This is a genomic window from Pontixanthobacter rizhaonensis, assembly GCF_012972675.1.
GTDB classification, from domain to species: Bacteria; Pseudomonadota; Alphaproteobacteria; order Sphingomonadales; family Sphingomonadaceae; genus Pontixanthobacter; species Pontixanthobacter rizhaonensis.
Genome location: NZ_JABCRE010000002.1, coordinates 666,518 through 683,541, shown reverse-complemented (window position 1 = coordinate 683,541; position 17,024 = coordinate 666,518). Strand labels below are relative to the sequence as shown.

Sequence of the window (17,024 nt, the reverse complement as noted above, 5' to 3'; positions counted from 1 at the left end):
GGCCGGAAGGCTTAGCCGCCGACAGCAGCAGCAACTTCTGCCGCGAAATCTTCTTCTTTCTTCTCGATGCCTTCACCGAGTTGGAAGCGGACATAGTCCTTCAGAACGATTTCTTTGCCGGCCTCTTTGCCAGCATTGGCAACAACGTCAGCAATCGGCGTTTTGTTGTCCATCACGAATAGCTGGCTGAGAAGCGCGTTTTCTTTGGCGAATTTCTTCACTGCGCCTTCCACCATCTTTTCCTGAACGTTTTCAGGCTTGCCGCTTTCAGCAGCTTTTTCAGATGCAATCGCGCGCTCACGGGCGATCATATCAGCGTCAAGACTGTCAGCATCCAAAGCTTGCGGGAATGCAGCGGCGATGTGCATCGCCAGTTGCTTGCCCAAAGGCTCCAGCACATCCGCACCGGCTTCGCTTTCCAGCGCAACCAGAACACCGATTTTGCCGAGGCCTTCAGACGCGGCATTGTGCATGTAAGGCACGACAACGCCGTTTGACACAGAAACTGTCTTGAGGCGGCGAACCTGCTGGTTTTCACCGATGGTCGCAACGTTGTCGGTCAGCTTGTCAGCAACCGTTCCGCCGGTTGGGTATGCAGCCGCTTTCAGCGCTTCTACATCATCACCATCCACGCCCAGCGCGGCAGTTGTTGTCAGGCGTACGAAGTCTTGGAACTGGTCGTTCTTCGCTACGAAGTCTGTTTCCGAGTTTACTTCGACGGCAACACCGCGAGTACCCTCGACAGCAACACCAACAAGGCCCTCTGCCGCGGTACGGCTAGACTTCTTCTGTGCAGTAGCGAGGCCTTTGGCGCGCAGCGCGTCAACCGCAGCTTCGATATCGCCGCCAGCTTCTGTAAGTGCCTTTTTGGCATCCATCATGCCCGCGCCAGTTTTTTCACGCAGGGCTTTTATGTCAGCGACTGAGAATGCAGCCATTGCTTTATCCTTTCAAAAATACAGCGCCGGCCCCCGAAAATCATGGGGTCGGGTCAGTCCGGCGCTCTAGATTACATCGCTGTTGCCGATTGGCATGTCAGCAATGTTACAGTGTGATTAGGCTTCAACCGGTGGCTCAGCCATTGCGCCGACATCAACGCCAGAATCGGCGACTTTGCCGCCCTTGCCTGCCGCAGCTGCATCAGCGATCGCGTCGCAATACATGCGCACTGCACGGCTTGCGTCATCGTTAGCTGGCACAGGGAAAGCGATGCCCGACGGATCGACGTTGGTGTCGAGGATGCCGATCACTGGAATACCCAGAACGTTGGCTTCCTTAATCGCGAGTTCTTCCTTGTTGGCATCGATAATGAACATCACGTCCGGAATGCCGCCCATATCGCGAATACCGCCAAGCGACAGTTCCAGCTTGTCACGCTCACGCGTCAGCTGAAGAACTTCTTTCTTGGTCAGGCCGGAGCTGTCACCCGAAAGCTGCTCTTCCAAAGTTTTTAGGCGCTTGATCGAACCGGAAATAGTCTTCCAGTTTGTCAGCATCCCGCCAAGCCAGCGGTGGTTTACAAAGTGCTGGCCGCTGCGGCGTGCTGCCTCGGCGATTGGCTCTTGCGCCTGACGCTTGGTGCCAACGAACAAAACCTTGCCGCCCGCGCGCACGGTTGATTCCACGAAATCAAGCGCACGTGCGAACAATGGCACGGTTTGCGACAGGTCGAGAATGTGAACACCATTGCGTGCGCCGAAGATATACGGCTTCATACGCGGGTTCCAGCGGTGGGTCTGGTGGCCGAAATGCGCTCCGGCCTCGATCAATTGCTGCATTGAGACGGTAGGTGCCGCCATAAGTAAATTCCTTCCGGTTATGCCTCTGAAAAGCTGGAACCGTTGAGAATGCTCTCTTCGGCACCGGTATGTGTGCTTTCCATGTGGATTTTCCGCTTCATTCAGCAGCCCGGAATAGGCGGCATCATCAACGGATGGCGCGCCTTAGCGGCAGTCGGATCAGAAATCCAGACTCAATTCATCGATAAAAAAGGGATTTTTGGCGCAAAAATGCTTGACGGATGAGAACAAAAAGGGAACAAGTGTAACCACAGGAACAAATGATCCGAATGAAACGTTATCCACACTGAACTCACAGTTTGTCAACAGACTTATCAACGGGGATCAGGGGGTAAGAAGGAACATAGTACGATGCTTAGTTTTGCTGCCACTACTCTATTTGTCATTGCAGGAATTGCTGCGACGCTCGTTCTGATAGACGGGTTCATCCGCGGCAAAGCACGTTATATAGAACTGCAACAGCTTATCGCTCAGGATAGCCATCAACGCACTGTTACTGTTCAGATCAACGGCAGCCGGCGGCCCAAGGCGTATTCACGCCCGACAGCTGTTACAAAAGTGATCCGCAGCCCTGCCCTGGAAATTATGCCGCCGCTTGGCGCTGCCGCTTAATTTTCGCATATCGGATCCAGCCATATGGCATCAAAGCCAAGTAGCCGATTGAGATCACTGCGAGTGTCCACCACGGATCCATCCAGATCGCTCCGCCAAAAATCAATCCAAAGACGGCGATAAATTCCAACCGGACATTGCGGCGCGGACGAAGCGAAGCCCAGCTCAATGTTGCTGTATTCGAGATCATCCAGAATGCGATGATAATCATCCATCCGGCATTGACCCAAGGCAGACGGAATTCTTCGATTCCCGTTGCTGTCCAAAGATAGAACGGCAGAAAGGTAAGCCCGGCAGCAACCGGCGCAGGGATACCTGTCAGAAATCCGGCCGATTTGTGCGGTTGATCGTCAGTGTCAATTTGCGCATTGAACCGCGCCAGACGCAGCGCACAGCAAATTGCAAAAGCCAAAGCCGCAATCCAGCCCAGCCGCGGCAAATCCTGCAAAGTCCATAGATAGAAAATGATTGCAGGCGCCATCCCAAAGGAGAGCGAATCTGCCAAGCTATCCAGCTCGGCGCCGAAACGGGATTGGGCATTCAGCAACCGGGCGATACGCCCATCAATTCCGTCCAGCACACCAGCCACCACGATGGCGAGAACAGCGAAGGACCATTGTCCTGCTATCGCGAATTTGATCCCTGTCAGGCCAGAACATAATGCAGCCGCTGTGATGGCGTTGGGAACGACTGCGCGAAGCGCAAGCCCCTTCCCTTTGCGTTTTGTCGCCGGGATTTCATCTTCCGCCGACTTCGGGCCTAATCTCGGGTCGTCAAACTCGCTCATTGGCTAACCCCTTCGATCAGCAATTGCTCGCCCAATTCCGCCAATACGGTTTCGCCTGCGACCATTTTTTGGCCAAGCAGGACCTTGGACTGCGTACCTGATGGTAGATATACATCGACGCGGCTGCCGAACCGGATAAGGCCGACACGCTGCCCCGCAGCAATCATATCACCCGGCTTTACAAATGGGACAATCCGGCGGGCCACCAAGCCTGCAATTTGCGTAAAGCCGATTAAGACCCCGTCGGACCGTTCAACCAGGATATGCTGGCGCTCATTTTCATCGCTGGCCTTATCCAGATCAGCGCTCATGAATTTGCCTGGCATATAGACCAGTCGCCGCACCATTCCGCCGATCGGTGACCGGTTAATATGAACGTCAAACACGCTCATGAAGATCGAAATGCGCGTAACCGGTCCTGCGGGTAAGCCCACCACCCCTGCAATATCTTCACCGACCAATTCCGCAGGCGGCTCGACTTCCACAATCTGGCAGACATGGCCATCTGCTGGCGACACAATCGCACGGTCATCTTGCGGAATAATACGTTCCGGGTCGCGAAAGAATGCCAAGATACCGGCGGTTAAAGCAACCAGCGGCCACCCGATGAACGACAGATCAAACAGCAGCAGAAATACCAGCGCCAACCCGCCCGCAATAACGCCGTATTTCCGTCCTTCCGGGTGAATGGATGGCCATTGCCAATCTGTTTCACCGCGCCCCTGATTATCAACTATGTCGCCTGCCATATATCCCACCTAGGCGTTGGACAGTTCGCAAACAAGCCATCCAGCAAAACCCCATATCAACAAAACCGGCATATTAACCTTTTGCTGACCATATTTTCCTACCGCATATATCATGCTGCCAAACGGATCATTCAAAACGCGCTGGCTGGGTGAGGTTCCCGTCTATACAGTCGCGCTATGCCTGTTTGCGCTGTGCATCGGACTGTTGGCAAGCCGGGGAATTTATCCGGACATTGCCCCAATTGCCGCCAATGCGCATCTCTATTTTCTGAGTATCTTGGGTATTGCCGCGATTGATATGGGCGCGGTGCTGATCCGCCAGCGTCCTGATGACCCGGCGGCCTTTCTCAAAGCCCACTACGTGTCGAGGCAAAGCAAGCTGCTGGCGCTTGGCGGCATTCCCAGCCTTGCCATTTTGATCCTGCTCATGCCGTTCTTTTCCAAGATGAAAGCGGCCATTCCATTGTTCAACAACTATACGTGGGATGAAACATTCATCGCTTGGGATCGCGCCCTGTTCGGCGGGTATGATGCGTGGGAAGTGCTACAACCTGTACTGGGCTTTCCCATCATCACCGCCGCCTTGGCCTTTCTGTATCAAGTGTGGTTTCTGCTTCTCTATCCAGGCTGTTTGTTTTTCGCATTTGCCCGGATTGCCCCCACGCTTCGCCGCCAGTTCTTTTTAACATATGTACTTAGCTGGACTGTCATTGGTGGTGCTATGGCCACTTGGCTGGCCTCCGTCGGGCCGTGTTTTGCTGCCCCCATTCTCGGCATACCCACGTTTGACGCGCAGATGGCGTATTTGAACGCGGCGAACGAGCAGGTCCCGATTATGACCCTGACGGTTCAAGAGATGCTGCTTGATTGGTTTTCTGCTGATGCAAACGGCCTTGGCAGCGGGATTACTGCGATGCCCAGCATGCACGTTGCAATCGCATTTCTGTTCTGGCTCGCCGTGCGTCAGCACTCCCGCAGGTGGGGAATGGCATTCGGTATTTTCTTTGCCATCACTTGGATAAGCTCGGTCCACCTTGCCTATCACTATGCCGTAGATGGCCTGGTCTCGGTAATCGCCGTGGCCGCCCTATGGAAACTCAGTCAGGTGATCATCACAGCTTGGGACAAGGTGCTGTCAGCAAAAGTTCAACCGACCGCCCGTACAAACACCGTCCCGGCAGAATAACCTGCGCCAAAGCTGCAAATCAGACCGGTGTCACCCGCCGCCAGATCATCGTGATTCAAGTGAAACGCGATGATTGAGCCCGCGCTTGATGTGTTGCCATACGTATCGAGAACGGTCGGGCTTTCATCGGCATTGGCTTCATGACCCAGCACTTTCTGCGCGATCAAACGGTTCATACCGGCATTCGCCTGATGCAACCACAAACGGCGCAGGCCAGCGGGATCAATTTCCAGCCGTTCAGCTTCATCGATGATCATTTGCGCGACCATCGGGACAACTTCCTTAAAGACCTTGCGACCTTCTTGGATGAACAGCTTGTCCGCTGCGTCGACCGTCTCCGGAGTCGCTTTGTTGAGATATCCGAAGTTATTGCGGATGTTGTTGGAGAAAACCGTCTTCAGCTTGGTACCAAGAATGTTCCAATGCTTAGCCGGAGCCATGGACGCATCCTCGACCAAAACCGCTGTCGCAACATCGCCAAAAATAAAGTGGCTGTCCCGGTCACGCCAGTTCAGATGCCCACTGGTAATTTCCGGGCTGACGACCAACACCGATTTGGCGTTACCAGCGCGCACATAATCAGCAGCAGTTTGGATACCGAATGTCGCAGAAGAGCAAGCAACATTCATATCGAAACCAAAACCGTCGATGCCCAGCGCTTGCTGAATTTCGATAGCCATCGCAGGGTACGGACGCTGCATATTCGACGCGGCGCATAGCACTGCGTCCACATCTTTCACATCACGACCAGCGCGCGAGAGTGCTTGTTCCGCTGCCTTCACGCCGATTTCCGCAAGCACCGAGATTTCATCATTGCTGCGCTCTTCCCAGCGCGGCTCCATAATCGCCGTATCAAGGATAGGCGCCTTCGCCATAACGTGCCGCGCTTTGATACCGCTGGCCTTTTCAATGAACTCCACCGAACTGGGGGCGAGCGCCTCAACTTCACCCACAGCAATCGCTTCAGCGTGGTCTTGGTTGAAGTTTGCGACGTAAGTATTGAAACTTTCGACCAATTCTTCGTTGGAAATACTCTCTTCAGGGGTGAAAAGGCCGGTCGATGAGATCACTGGGGAATATGTGTGTTGCATAGCACCCCACTAATACCCTGTGAGCATTGCTGCAAGATTTGTCGCTGTCGACTACAAGGCCAATACACTCCCATGACACCGGCAAAAGAAAAGGGCGCCCGCAATCAGCGAGCGCCCTTCCCTTAGTTATCGTGTTAAGTGCTTAGAATTTGGTCCGCACTGTCACACCGTAAGTCGCAGGTTGCTGTGCGAATGCAGAGCGTGAGTTACCGCGAAGCACTGTGTTGAAAGTAACACCGCGAGTCACTTGATCGGTGACATTTACGCCCCAAACTTCCAGCGTCCAGCTCTCATCCTGCGCGCCAATACCGGCTCGCAAGTTGATTTTGGTGGTGCCATCCTGAACATCGAACGCCACCAAAGGTGCCATATCAACGGCTGCCTGGATGCTACCCGCTGCTGTGATCTGAGCGGCGCTCGGCACTGTGCGTGCTTGCGTTGAAGTCCGCCGATCGCTTTCCATCCGTGCTTGGCCGGTGAAGAATCCCCGAAGATAATTGCCGAAGTCTTTATCGTAATTGAAGCCGGCAATCGCAACAATCTCTGGAGCGTTCGTCAGTGAATTACCACAAAGCGTGGTCACGTTGGCGTTTGGCGTGCCACCATCACAATCACCGGGATAACGCGCATTTGTATATGTCAGACCAAGATTGAAAGTCAGATTGTCATCAGGACGAATTACTGATTCCAGCTCGACCCCGGTTGATTTGGCCGAATTCACATTGAAGGTCGTGAACTGCGCACCCGTGAATTCAAGTACTTGGAAGTCAGAAAACTCCTCGTGGAAAGCAGCCATATTTAGCGTCACGGCATTATCAAGGAACTTTGCCTTCACACCAACTTCATACGCGTCGACCAATTCCGACCGGAAAGTAGGGTCAGCGCCAGCTGCATTAGCGGTGATATCAAGATTGATACCGCCCGATTTATAACCATGCGTAAAGCTAGCATAGGCTGTAATCGGAGCATCGAACTCGTAAGTTAACTTACCTGTGTAAATCAGCTCATCATCTTTGAATGGAACATTGAATTCACGCGGTAGCGGGAATGGAATAGCATCCGTCCCTATTGCCGGTGCAGTGAAAGCGAAACACCCTGTTCCAAGGACGTTTCCGACCAAGTTAGCACCAACAGTGTTTGCAATCGTCGCTGTGTCAGACAGAAGCGTCAAACATGTCGGATTGTTGGAAGCCAACTGATTGAATCCGCCAGTTTTGCTCTCATCCGAATACCGAAGGCCCAACGTCAGGCTAAGGTTGTCCGTAATGCTAAGAGTGTTGTGAGTGAAGATCGACCAGCTTTTACTGCTTTGCGAATACGCGTTGGTCGCAGTCGTCCCGTTAGGGCTCACGCCATTGCCCGGTGTTAGTGGATCGTTGATCAGATCCGTGAGCAACGTCAGCGGCGCAGGACCCAACAGTCCACCAAATAGAGCGCCCACTTGAAGGTCATAATCAGCGCCAAGCGAAAAGTCAGTTTCGGAGGAAATTTGCTCGTCTGAGTAATAGCCACCAATCATCCAGTCTAACGAACCGTCAAATGCGTCTCCTTGCAAACGCAGTTCTGCGGTGAACGTCTCAATATTGGTATCCAACCGATCCACATCGAACACATCAAGACCCGAGAAGCTCGAGTCATAATTTTCGCTGGATGAGAAGTCCCTGTAAGAACCAATGAAGATCAAGTCAGCATTGTCGCCGATTGGCAATTCAAACTCGCCAGTCACACCCCATTGATCAGTGTTAGCGAGCGGCACACGGCTTGCAGTTGCTGTGAGATTGTCGATTGCCCTCTGCGCGGCGGTAACATCAAATGCATCGGTCGCCGGAAGAACCGTCGCCATGCCGCCTCGGCTGGGACCGCCAAGGTTTTCTACAGTGTTCTCAAACGCCGTGTTTGCCCGAACTTCAATCGCAGCACAGCATTGGTTTTCACTTTCGGTGTAATCGAAAATCAAGCGTGCTTTAGCACCGCCATCACTTTCAAATCCCAACTGGCCACGAACCAAGAACTGATCAATCGAGTTCGACTCGCCAATCTGAGCTCCCGTCCCGTCGATCACGTCAACAAAACCGTCTTGGTTGCGATACGCACCCGTCAGCCGCAGGGCCAGAGTGTCCTGAACAATTGGCACATTAACTGCGCCCTGAACATTGACGAGGTCATAATTGCCGTAGGTCGCGTTAACAAACCCGCCAAACTCGCTAAGATCAGGGCTCCGAGTAGTGATATTGAGAGCACCAGCCGAAGTGTTCCGGCCGAACAACGTACCTTGCGGTCCACGAAGAACTTCGACCCGTTCAATGTCAACAAATTCGGACAGAGCTATACCTGGGCGGGACTGATATGCACCGTCGACAAAGATACCGACCGCTGACTCGAACCCGATATTGTTGGAAGTTGTGCCAACACCGCGAATACGCAACACGACCGTGCCCGATGCAACTTGCGCGTTGGATGTAGAGAAACTGGGCGATACTTGAGATATGTTTTGGACGTTCACGACGCCCTGCTTATCCAGCTGTTCGGGTGTAACCGCCGTCACCGCGATAGGAATATCCTGAACATCAGCAGCCCGGCGTGTCGCCGTAACAATGATGATATCCTCGTCATTCAGATTTGATGCACCATCGGCATCAGTTGATTCTTGCGCCTGTGCTGTACCAGCCAAGCCAAATGCCAACAGTACGGCTGTTGAACTCAGAAGTGCTCTCTTCATCCTCTTCCCTTTATATCGTGTGCCTATTGGTGGCACTTGGTTTTGCTTCAGCCGTCTTTTGATGGTCCGAAGCTGTAATTTTGGATTATTGCATAGCTATGCAGCGACATACAATGATGTGCAGCGCTTTTGTTACGCAACAATACGACCTAGTGTCTAAAATGCACCAGTTATGGTTACGGTGTATGCACAAAATTGCCGGATTGTAACATCCGTTTTTTGAAAATCTGCGGATATCTGGCTGAGGAGGCAAGTGGTGGACAGGATAGGATTCGAACCTATGTACGCTTGCGCGGGCAGATTTACAGTCTGCTGCCTTTAACCACTCGGCCACCTGTCCACTGGCTTGCTTGGTGCGGGTTTAAGCCCGCTGCGCTGGTGATCTCAAAAACTGAAACCGTCCTGCCGAGAGGCGCCCCAATGGCGAAGCCGCGCTTGCCTGTCAATGGGGGTACTGGCATGGGAGCGGAAAGTTGCGGGATAGCCGCTAAATCAATCCCGATTTTCGCTGATTTTCTACAGGAGTTTTCATGGCAAAGGGCGATCGCAAACGCGCACTCAGAGGGCGCGCCGGGCGCATGCAGGGCGGCCGCGGGTCTGGCCGAGCCAGCACAGGCCAAGTCCGCCTGTGGGGACGTCACGCGGTTGAAGCCGCATTGAAGAATCCGGAGCGCAAACATCATAAACTGTGGGCTACCCGCGACGGCATCGAAACACTGGACGGTGAACTGCCAGAAAATTTCCCTATCGAATATGCTGAAGTCGCCGATCTAGCCCGGCTAGTCAGCCGGGATGCACCGCATCAGGGACTGGTATTGGAATGCGCTCCGCTGGAGGATTTGCATCTGGGTGATGTTTTGGCAGCGGGTCCCGAGGGTCCATTGGTCATCTTGGACCAAGTTACTGATCCGCATAATGTCGGGGCAATATTGCGCTCTGCATCCGCATTCGGGGCCAGCGCAATCATTACGCAAGACCGGCACGCGCCGCCGGAATCTGGCGTTGTAGCCAAATCTGCATCCGGCGCGCTTGAAACTGTGCCATGGATACGCGTTGTCAATCTGGCACGTGCGCTGGATGAAGTAGCTGAAGCAGGATATTGGCGGATCGGCATGGCTGGCGAAGCCGATACAACATTTGCCGAGGCATTGCCGGCAGGACCGGTTGCCTTGGTCATGGGCGCTGAAGGGGACGGTATGCGGCAGAACATTGCCGGGCACTGTGATGCGCTCGCCAAGCTGCCGATCAGTAACGCAATTGAAAGCTTGAACGTCTCAAATGCGGCGGCCATCGCATTATACGCCATCGCAACACGGTAATACCGCAGGGGAATGACCATGAACACTAAACGCTTTTCCAGTGCCGCATTGCTGGCAGCATTTTCATTGCTGCTCAGCGGGTGTTTTTTCACTCCGGGTAAATTCACATCCGAATTGACCCTTAAGCAGGATAACAGCTTCGAGTTTTCCTATACCGGCGAGATATTCTTCTTAGGACTAAGCCAGCTTGCCCAGATGGGCGCTGCATCCGATGCAGACGAGTTTGAAGGCGGCTACTGCTTTGATGAGGAAACGTTCGAGGATCGTGATTGCACGGCCGAAGAAACTGCCGAACAAAAGGCGGAGTGGGATGCCAATGCGGATGCCCGCGCAGCTTCATCGGCTAAAGAAATTGAGCAAATGGGGGCGCTAATGGGTGGGCTCGACCTGAGCGATCCAGAAGCCGGCGCCGAAATGGCTGCCAAGCTGGAACGCCAGCGCGGTTGGCATTCCGTTGAGCACGTCGGCAATGGAGTGTTCAATGTCGAGTTTTCGACCAGAGGCCAATTGAGCCACGATTTCGTGTTCCCGATGATGGAAGGCTTCCCATTGCCCACCCAATTTGTTCAACTGATCTTGCGCGACGGCAACCAAATCCGCGTGGAAGCGCCCGGCTTCGCTGCACAGGACAATGCTGGGGGAATGACGGGAATGATGGGCGGCATGACAGGAATGGCTGCCCTTGCTGCTGCCGAAGAAGGCGGAGAAGCCTTTGATCCCGGCTTTCCGAAAATGGATGGTACATTCACAATCGTCACTGATGGCCAGATATTGGCGAATAACACTGATGAAGGTCCGGCAGCCGCCGCTGGTGGGCAAGCATTGCGCTGGGACATCGATAGCCGAACCAAAGCCGCGCCAACCGCGTTGATCCAACTGGGTCGCTGAGCGGTACACCCCGAAAAGCAAAAGCCCCGCTTGGCAGATTGCCAGGCGGGGCTTTTCGTATCCGGGCCAACAGCCGGATAATCAGCGGTTTAATTAACGGCGTCTTTCAGGCCTTTACCGGCTTTGAATTTTGGTTGGTTAGACGCTTTGATCGTCATCGGCTCACCAGTGCGCGGGTTACGGCCTGTGGACGCTTTACGCTTTGCGACAGAGAACGTGCCGAAACCGACCAGACGAACTTCGTCGCCGCCCGACAGCGCTTTGGTGATAGAATCAAACACGCCTTCCACTGCTGCTGCTGAATCGCTTTTTGAAAGGCCGCTTGTTTCTGCGACTGCACCAATCAGATCATTTTTGTTCATTCCGGAACCCCCGTTTGGAAAAGTTGGTCGCGGCAGCCGTGAATCAGCGCTGCGAAAGGCGCGATTAGAAGGGAATTTCCTGCGTTCTGTCAAAGGCAATTATGGGTTTAGCGCCCTAATGCGTCACAAAAACGCTCAATTGCAGTATTTTTACTTTCCCTTACGGCAAGTCTGAACCAGTTTGTGACGTTTTACGTGACAGCAAGCGCCGCGAATCGCCCCAATGCTGTTTAATGCGCAGTTGGAGCAGGCAAGCCACCCGTCGCAGATCCGGGCTGCGATGCCAGATCGTCTGCCTCGGTCCATTCAATGGGTGCCGGCATAGCGGTCAAAGCAACCTCCAGCACCTGATCGACATGGCCAACTGGAACAATTTCCAAACCATCTTTCACATTGTCAGGAATCTCAGCCAGATCCTTCACATTGTCTTCCGGAATGCACACGGTCTTGATGCCGCCCCGCAAAGCAGCGAGCAATTTTTCCTTCAATCCGCCGATCGCCAGCACGCGGCCTCGAAGCGTAACTTCGCCCGTCATGGCAACATCAGGGCGAACCGCCACACCAGCCAGCGTAGACACGATTGACGTCACCATGCCCACACCCGCGCTTGGGCCATCTTTTGGAACGGCGCCTTCAGGCAAGTGAATGTGAATATTCTTGCGCTGGAAAATCGACGGTTTGATACCATAGGCTGGCGCGCGTGACTTCACGAAGCTGAACGCCGCGGCGACAGATTCGTTCATCACATCGCCCAGCTTACCCGTTGTCTTGATCTCGCCTTTGCCGGGTGTGGTTACGCTTTCAATTGTCAGCAGTTCACCGCCCACTTCAGTCCAAGCGAGTCCCGTAACCGCGCCGATCTGCGCTTCGTCATCGGACATGCCGTGTTTGAACTTACGGACACCAGCGAACTCACCCAGATTGTCCGGAGTGATGACAACGCCGGTAGTTTCTTTCTCAAGAATCTTGCGCAAGCTTTTGCGGGCCAAACGGGCAATTTCCCGCTCCAATGTCCGAACGCCCGCTTCGCGGGTGTAGAAACGGATCAAGTCACGCAGGCCATCCTCGGTCAGCTCAAACTCGCCATCTTTCAGGCCGTGCGCGTCAATTTGTTTCGCGATCAAGTGCCGCTGCGCAATCTGGACTTTCTCATCTTCCGTATACCCTTCCAGCCGGATGATCTCCATCCGGTCGAGCAGAGGCTGCGGCAGATTGAGGCTGTTGGCAGTCGTGACAAACATGATGTCCGACAGGTCTAAATCGAGTTCCAGATAATGATCCTGGAATTTTGAGTTCTGTTCCGGATCAAGAACCTCAAGCAATGCTGATGCCGGATCGCCCCGGAAATCCTGGCCCAGTTTGTCAATCTCATCGAGAAGAAACAGCGGGTTGCTTGATCCCGCCTTCTTCAGATTTGTCACGATCTTGCCGGGCAACGAACCAATATAGGTCCGCCGGTGACCGCGGATTTCTGCTTCATCACGCACACCGCCCAATGATTGCCGCACAAATTCGCGACCGGTTGCCCGCGCGATGGATTTACCCAGGCTGGTTTTGCCAACGCCGGGCGGGCCCACCAGACACAGGATCGGTCCCTTCAACTTGTTGGTCCGCGCCTGCACCGCCAAATACTCAATGATGCGGTCTTTGACTTTCTCCAGCGCGTAATGGTCTGCATCGAGGATTTCCTGCGCCTTGCCGATGTCTTTCTTGACCTTGCTCTTCTTACCCCAAGGCAGCCCCAGCAACACGTCCAGATAGTTGCGGATGACCGTGGCTTCCGCGCTCATCGGCTGCATGCCTTTGAGCTTTTTCATTTCGCTCTTGGCTTTGGCTTTCGCTTCTTTGGAAAGCTTCAACTTCTCGATTTTCTCGGTCAGTTCGGCCATTTCATTGGCTTCTTCGGCTTCGCCGCCAAGCTCGCTCTGAATAGCCTTCATCTGCTCGTTAAGGTAATATTCGCGCTGGGTTTTTTCCATTTGGCGCTTTACGCGTCCGCGAATTTTGCGTTCGACTTGAAGGACGGACAGCTCGCCTTCCATGAAGGCCATAACCATTTCAAGACGCTTCAAAGGATCGGTTTCCGTCAGCAGTCCTTGCTTGTCCGACACTTTCGCGTTGATTGCCGCAGCAACCGCATCCGCAAGCGCGCCGGCATCATCAATTTCGCCCAACTCTTCGCTGGCATCATCGCCAAGTTTCTTATTCAGCTTTGCATATTCGCCGAACTGTTCCGCAACAGAGCGCATGGTGGCAGTCACTTCGCTCCCCGAAGCAGTGACAGGTTCAACCACGGTCACATCAGCAACGGTATGGCCGTCAACATCGCTAAGGCTGTTCAGCGTTGCGCGGCTGGTTCCTTCCACCAATACACGGACAGTGCCGTCCGGCAGTTTGAGAAGTTGCAGCACCTGCGCAACCACACCTACATCGAACAAATCGTCACGTTCGGGATCGTCGCAAGACGGGTCAAGCTGTGCCAGCAAGAAGATGTCCTTGCTGCCTTCCATAGCCACTTCGAGAGCAGCCACCGATTTGTCTCGTCCCACAAACAGCGGAACTACCATGCCGGGGAAAACGACAATATCGCGAAGGGGAAGAAGAGGATAAGTGATCATAACCAGTCCGTATTGATACCGCGCAACCCGATAGTGCGCTGGTGGAGGTTTGATATGGGTACCCTGCCCCTGCCCTGCAATGGGAAATTCTGACAGAGCTGTGGACGGCGGGTATCGCCAAGACCCGGCGGCTTAGACTGCGGTCTTGCTTAAAATTCGACGGTGACGGTAATTACGTCGCTGAAGGTACCGGTTAGCGTCGGTGAGATATTGGGGATCCGGCCATATGCCGTGAGATCAATATCGTTCACACCCAATGTAAAACCTTGCAGCAGAAAACCGCCGGCGCCGGGGCCCCAACGCTGGGTACGGCCGGCATTGGCGTATATCTGATATTCCAGAAACTCACCGTTCTGATTGACCATCCGGCGCTGGCTACCAATGGCATTCTGGCCATTATCCATTGTGATCCGGACAAATTCAAAAACGGTGCAGCGCAAAGTGACAGTGGCAGTCGCGTCAATCGGGCCTGCACCTTGCGGATTGATAGTGCCGAATGTCATGGGTGTGGCGCGCACCCCGCAACGGTTCACCACGCTGCCGCTCACTGGCATAGACGCATCAACGCTATCGGCAGAAGCCGGCACCGAAATGCCTAACCCGGCTAAACAGCCGAGTATGCCAAGAATGAAACGTGCGCCCACTATTTTCCCAGTTTTTGATCAGCTGGGATATTTAAACAGAAAGCCTTATCTTCGGATTAACTCACCGATAACCCGGTGGTAACCATCATTCATCCCATTCCGGGCAGGTTGAAGCCTGGCGGCAGCCCCATACCGTTTTTAATGTTCTTCATTTCTTCTTCAGAAACGCGGTCTGCTTTGCCCCGGGCATCGTTGAATGCGGCGGTCACCAGATCCTCGACCATTTGCTTCTCTTCAAGCTTCATCAGGCTGTCATCGATATTCACCCCGAGCACGCGGCCCTTGGCCGAACATTTCACCTTCACCAATCCGCCGCCAGCTTCACCGGTCACTTCAATCGCATCCAGCTTCGCCTGAACATCGTTCATTTGCGTCTGGATTGTTTCAGCAGCTTTCTGCGCCGCTTGGATCATCTCTTCCATGGATTTCATGCGCGTTTACTCCAATTGTTTTGGCCCCGGGAACTCTGCCCCGCGCCATTGATGTCTTCTTCCACCATTTCCGCTTCGGGAAAGGTTTTCATTGTTGCCTGAACCAATGGATGGGCACGAAGTTTCTCCAAATCGGAAACTCTTTGCGCCTCCTCCTCTTCAACCAAGGATGGCTCTCCGCCATCAGCCAGTTGCTCGACCGTCCATCGCTCGCCTGTAGCACCCATCAACGCGTCACGCAGCTGCGGAACGATGTCATCTTTAAACTGGGCGGCACGGGAAAATTTGAGCGTACCGGGTTCAACCAACACCGGCCTGACTTGCAATCTCATAATGCTCGCAGCGAGGTGATTTCCGTTATTCTCGACCTGAGCAACCAACTGTTTCCAGTCAGTGGCCCCCGTCGTTCCACCGGATGTTCCCCCACCCGCAGATTGCGGCGCAGCAACGCCATTTGCGGCCAGATGTTCGATTTTCTTCGCGAGCTTGCCCGGATCCGGCATATCCGAAGCGTGCAACGCCCGCAGCAATGCCATTTGGGCAGAGACTAACGGATCAGGAGATTGACGGACTTCCTCGTGCCCCTTCAGCAATAATTGCCACAACCTATGGAGCTGAGACGCAGACAGGCGCCCTGCCCAGTCTTTCAACGCGTCGCGCTCTTCAGCTGTTGGGGCATCAGGCTCCCCGCCACTTACCTGACTAACAGTGATCCGGTGGACCAAATCCATCAGGCCGCGCATCAGCGCCAGCGATTCTACTCCCAGCGCATATTGATCATCCATGGATGACAGCAGCGCCTTGGCATCGCCCTCAAATAGATGAGCCAGCAACCGTCTTTGCGCACCTTTATCGGCCAGACCGAGCATATCCTGAACACGCGCAGCAGTAACTTTGCCTTCGCCGCCCAAATCCGCATGGGCAATGGCTTGATCGAGAATCGACAGGCCATCGCGTACAGAACCCTCTGCCGCGCCAGCAACCATATGCAGCGCCTCTGCTTCTGCCTCGACGCCTTCAAGCCCGCAAATCTTGGCAAAATGCTGATGCAGCAATTCAGTCGTGATCCGCCGCAAATCAAACCGCTGGGTCCGGCTGAGCACTGTCACCGGCAGCTTATCCACCTCGGTCGTGGCAAACAGGAACTTCACATGGGCTGGCGGTTCTTCAAGTGTCTTCAACAACGCATTGAAAGCATTGCGCGACAGCATATGAACTTCATCGATAATGTAGATTTTATATCGCGCACTGACAGCAGCATAGCGCACTGCCTCAATAATCTCGCGGACATCATCCACCCCTGTATGGGAGGCGGCGTCCATCTCGATCACATCGATATGGCGGCCTTCTGCAATCGCAACACACGCCTCACATTGGCCGCACGGGTCAATGGTCGGTCCGCCCTGCCCGTCTGGACCGACACAATTGAGCGCCTTGGCAATAAGGCGCGCAGTCGAGGTTTTACCTACTCCGCGAACCCCGGTCATCAAGAAGGCATGAGCCAACCGGTCACGCTCAATCGCATTGGCGAGCGTTTGCACCATTGGTTCTTGGCCGATCAGCTCGCTGAAAGTTTGCGGTCGGTATTTACGTGCCAATACACGGTACGGTTGGCTTGGTTCCGCAGGTGAAACGTCAGAACTTCCCCCGTCACCCACTGCCGGCACGACAGACGCCGCAGCTTGCTCTGGTGGCGCGCCGCCAAACATCGAGTCCTGCCCCGCTGCTTCGAGCTCAGCCGCAGATGCGACCTCTTCCTGATTGTCGCCATTATGTTCAGAATCAGTCATTGCCCGCTAATGTAGGGGCAGTTACCGTG

General features: G+C 54.1%; 16 protein-coding genes and 1 tRNA gene. 5 read left to right on the top strand and 12 right to left on the bottom strand.

Translation table 11 applies throughout. The features are described from left to right. Positions 1-11: 11 nt before the first annotated feature. Positions 12-938 (bottom strand): translation elongation factor Ts, encoded by a 927-nt coding sequence (gene tsf, locus HKD42_RS03215; protein WP_170010239.1) that lies wholly within the window; start codon positions 936-938, stop codon positions 12-14. A gap of 117 nt (positions 939-1,055) precedes the next feature. Continuing rightward, positions 1,056-1,799, bottom strand: a complete 744-nt coding sequence (gene rpsB / locus HKD42_RS03210; RefSeq protein WP_170010237.1) for a 30S ribosomal protein S2 — start codon at positions 1,797-1,799, stop codon at positions 1,056-1,058. A gap of 81 nt (positions 1,800-1,880) precedes the next feature. On the opposite strand from rpsB, the gene HKD42_RS03205 reads away from it, so the two are divergent. Further along, positions 1,881-2,024, top strand: a complete 144-nt coding sequence (locus tag HKD42_RS03205) for a hypothetical protein (protein WP_170010235.1) — start codon at positions 1,881-1,883, stop codon at positions 2,022-2,024. 126 nt (positions 2,025-2,150) lie between these two features. Beyond that, positions 2,151-2,411 (top strand): hypothetical protein, encoded by a 261-nt coding sequence (locus HKD42_RS03200; RefSeq protein ID WP_170010233.1) that lies wholly within the window; start codon positions 2,151-2,153, stop codon positions 2,409-2,411. On the opposite strand, the gene HKD42_RS03195 is transcribed toward HKD42_RS03200, so the two are convergent. Next, complete coding sequence (locus tag HKD42_RS03195; protein WP_170010231.1) at positions 2,383-3,198, bottom strand: CDP-alcohol phosphatidyltransferase family protein; 816 nt, start codon at positions 3,196-3,198, stop codon at positions 2,383-2,385. The two genes, HKD42_RS03200 and HKD42_RS03195, sit on opposite strands and share 29 nt — an antisense overlap. Then, on the bottom strand, positions 3,195-3,947 hold the full coding sequence (locus tag HKD42_RS03190; RefSeq protein WP_170010229.1) for a phosphatidylserine decarboxylase: 753 nt from the start codon (positions 3,945-3,947) through the stop codon (positions 3,195-3,197). The genes HKD42_RS03195 and HKD42_RS03190 overlap by 4 nt, the downstream gene beginning before the upstream one ends. Before the next feature lie 112 nt (positions 3,948-4,059). On the opposite strand from HKD42_RS03190, the gene HKD42_RS03185 reads away from it, so the two are divergent. Then, positions 4,060-5,133 carry a phosphatase PAP2 family protein gene (locus HKD42_RS03185; RefSeq protein ID WP_170010227.1) on the top strand — a complete coding sequence of 358 codons (1,074 nt, stop codon included), beginning with the start codon at positions 4,060-4,062 and terminating at the stop codon, positions 5,131-5,133. On the opposite strand, the gene HKD42_RS03180 is transcribed toward HKD42_RS03185, so the two are convergent. The 3 genes from HKD42_RS03180 to HKD42_RS03170 all read right to left on the bottom strand — a co-directional run bounded on the left by HKD42_RS03180 (position 5,094) and on the right by HKD42_RS03170 (position 9,283). Further along, the gene (locus HKD42_RS03180) at positions 5,094-6,224 is read right to left on the bottom strand and encodes a beta-ketoacyl-ACP synthase III (protein ID WP_170010225.1); all 1,131 of its coding nucleotides are present in this window, start codon (positions 6,222-6,224) and stop codon (positions 5,094-5,096) included. The genes HKD42_RS03185 and HKD42_RS03180 overlap by 40 nt on opposite strands. Positions 6,225-6,366: 142 nt before the next feature. Then, positions 6,367-8,943 (bottom strand): TonB-dependent receptor, encoded by a 2,577-nt coding sequence (locus HKD42_RS03175; protein WP_170010223.1) that lies wholly within the window; start codon positions 8,941-8,943, stop codon positions 6,367-6,369. Positions 8,944-9,197: 254 nt separating this feature from the next. Beyond that, positions 9,198-9,283 (bottom strand) — tRNA-Tyr (locus HKD42_RS03170). A 190-nt stretch (positions 9,284-9,473) separates the two neighbouring features. Here HKD42_RS03170 and rlmB point away from each other — a divergent pair. Together rlmB and HKD42_RS03160 are read left to right on the top strand one after the other, a co-directional pair. Continuing rightward, on the top strand, positions 9,474-10,262 hold the full coding sequence (gene rlmB / locus HKD42_RS03165; protein ID WP_170010221.1) for a 23S rRNA (guanosine(2251)-2'-O)-methyltransferase RlmB: 789 nt from the start codon (positions 9,474-9,476) through the stop codon (positions 10,260-10,262). An 18-nt stretch (positions 10,263-10,280) separates the two neighbouring features. Beyond that, complete coding sequence (locus HKD42_RS03160) at positions 10,281-11,150, top strand: hypothetical protein (RefSeq protein ID WP_246236697.1); 870 nt, start codon at positions 10,281-10,283, stop codon at positions 11,148-11,150. Between the two features lie 89 nt (positions 11,151-11,239). Here HKD42_RS03160 and HKD42_RS03155 read toward each other — a convergent pair whose 3' ends face one another. The 5 genes from HKD42_RS03155 to HKD42_RS03135 form a co-directional block, all read right to left on the bottom strand. After that, positions 11,240-11,512: an HU family DNA-binding protein gene (locus HKD42_RS03155; RefSeq protein WP_170010217.1), complete on the bottom strand. Its 273-nt coding sequence runs from the start codon at positions 11,510-11,512 to the stop codon at positions 11,240-11,242. A 230-nt stretch (positions 11,513-11,742) separates the two neighbouring features. Then, a complete protein-coding gene (gene lon, locus HKD42_RS03150; RefSeq protein ID WP_170010215.1) occupies positions 11,743-14,130 on the bottom strand; it encodes an endopeptidase La in 2,388 nt (795 codons plus the stop codon). Positions 14,131-14,279: 149 nt separating this feature from the next. Next, entirely contained in the window at positions 14,280-14,774 is a 495-nt protein-coding gene (locus HKD42_RS03145; RefSeq protein WP_170010213.1) for a spore coat protein U domain-containing protein, read from the bottom strand. 89 nt (positions 14,775-14,863) lie between these two features. Continuing rightward, a complete protein-coding gene (locus tag HKD42_RS03140) occupies positions 14,864-15,205 on the bottom strand; it encodes a YbaB/EbfC family nucleoid-associated protein (RefSeq protein WP_170010211.1) in 342 nt (113 codons plus the stop codon). Next, entirely contained in the window at positions 15,202-16,995 is a 1,794-nt protein-coding gene (locus HKD42_RS03135) for a DNA polymerase III subunit gamma/tau (protein ID WP_170010209.1), read from the bottom strand. Before HKD42_RS03135 ends, HKD42_RS03140 begins: the two co-directional genes overlap by 4 nt. Between the last annotated feature and the right edge of the window lie 29 nt (positions 16,996-17,024).

Bases quoted from the DNA above. Each gene is read 5' to 3' on its own strand.
- tsf (WP_170010239.1), bottom strand. From the start codon at position 938: ATGGCTGCATTCTCAGTCGCTGACATAAAAGCCCTGCGTGAAAAAACT.
- rpsB (WP_170010237.1), bottom strand. From the start codon at position 1,799: ATGGCGGCACCTACCGTCTCAATGCAGCAATTGATCGAGGCCGGAGCG.
- HKD42_RS03205 (WP_170010235.1), top strand. From the start codon at position 1,881: ATGTGGATTTTCCGCTTCATTCAGCAGCCCGGAATAGGCGGCATCATC.
- HKD42_RS03200 (WP_170010233.1), top strand. From the start codon at position 2,151: ATGCTTAGTTTTGCTGCCACTACTCTATTTGTCATTGCAGGAATTGCT.
- HKD42_RS03195 (WP_170010231.1), bottom strand. From the start codon at position 3,198: ATGAGCGAGTTTGACGACCCGAGATTAGGCCCGAAGTCGGCGGAAGAT.
- HKD42_RS03190 (WP_170010229.1), bottom strand. From the start codon at position 3,947: ATGGCAGGCGACATAGTTGATAATCAGGGGCGCGGTGAAACAGATTGG.
- HKD42_RS03185 (WP_170010227.1), top strand. From the start codon at position 4,060: ATGCTGCCAAACGGATCATTCAAAACGCGCTGGCTGGGTGAGGTTCCC.
- HKD42_RS03180 (WP_170010225.1), bottom strand. From the start codon at position 6,224: ATGCAACACACATATTCCCCAGTGATCTCATCGACCGGCCTTTTCACC.
- HKD42_RS03175 (WP_170010223.1), bottom strand. From the start codon at position 8,943: ATGAAGAGAGCACTTCTGAGTTCAACAGCCGTACTGTTGGCATTTGGC.
- rlmB (WP_170010221.1), top strand. From the start codon at position 9,474: ATGGCAAAGGGCGATCGCAAACGCGCACTCAGAGGGCGCGCCGGGCGC.
- HKD42_RS03160 (WP_246236697.1), top strand. From the start codon at position 10,281: ATGAACACTAAACGCTTTTCCAGTGCCGCATTGCTGGCAGCATTTTCA.
- HKD42_RS03155 (WP_170010217.1), bottom strand. From the start codon at position 11,512: ATGAACAAAAATGATCTGATTGGTGCAGTCGCAGAAACAAGCGGCCTT.
- lon (WP_170010215.1), bottom strand. From the start codon at position 14,130: ATGATCACTTATCCTCTTCTTCCCCTTCGCGATATTGTCGTTTTCCCC.
- HKD42_RS03140 (WP_170010211.1), bottom strand. From the start codon at position 15,205: ATGAAATCCATGGAAGAGATGATCCAAGCGGCGCAGAAAGCTGCTGAA.
- HKD42_RS03135 (WP_170010209.1), bottom strand. From the start codon at position 16,995: ATGACTGATTCTGAACATAATGGCGACAATCAGGAAGAGGTCGCATCT.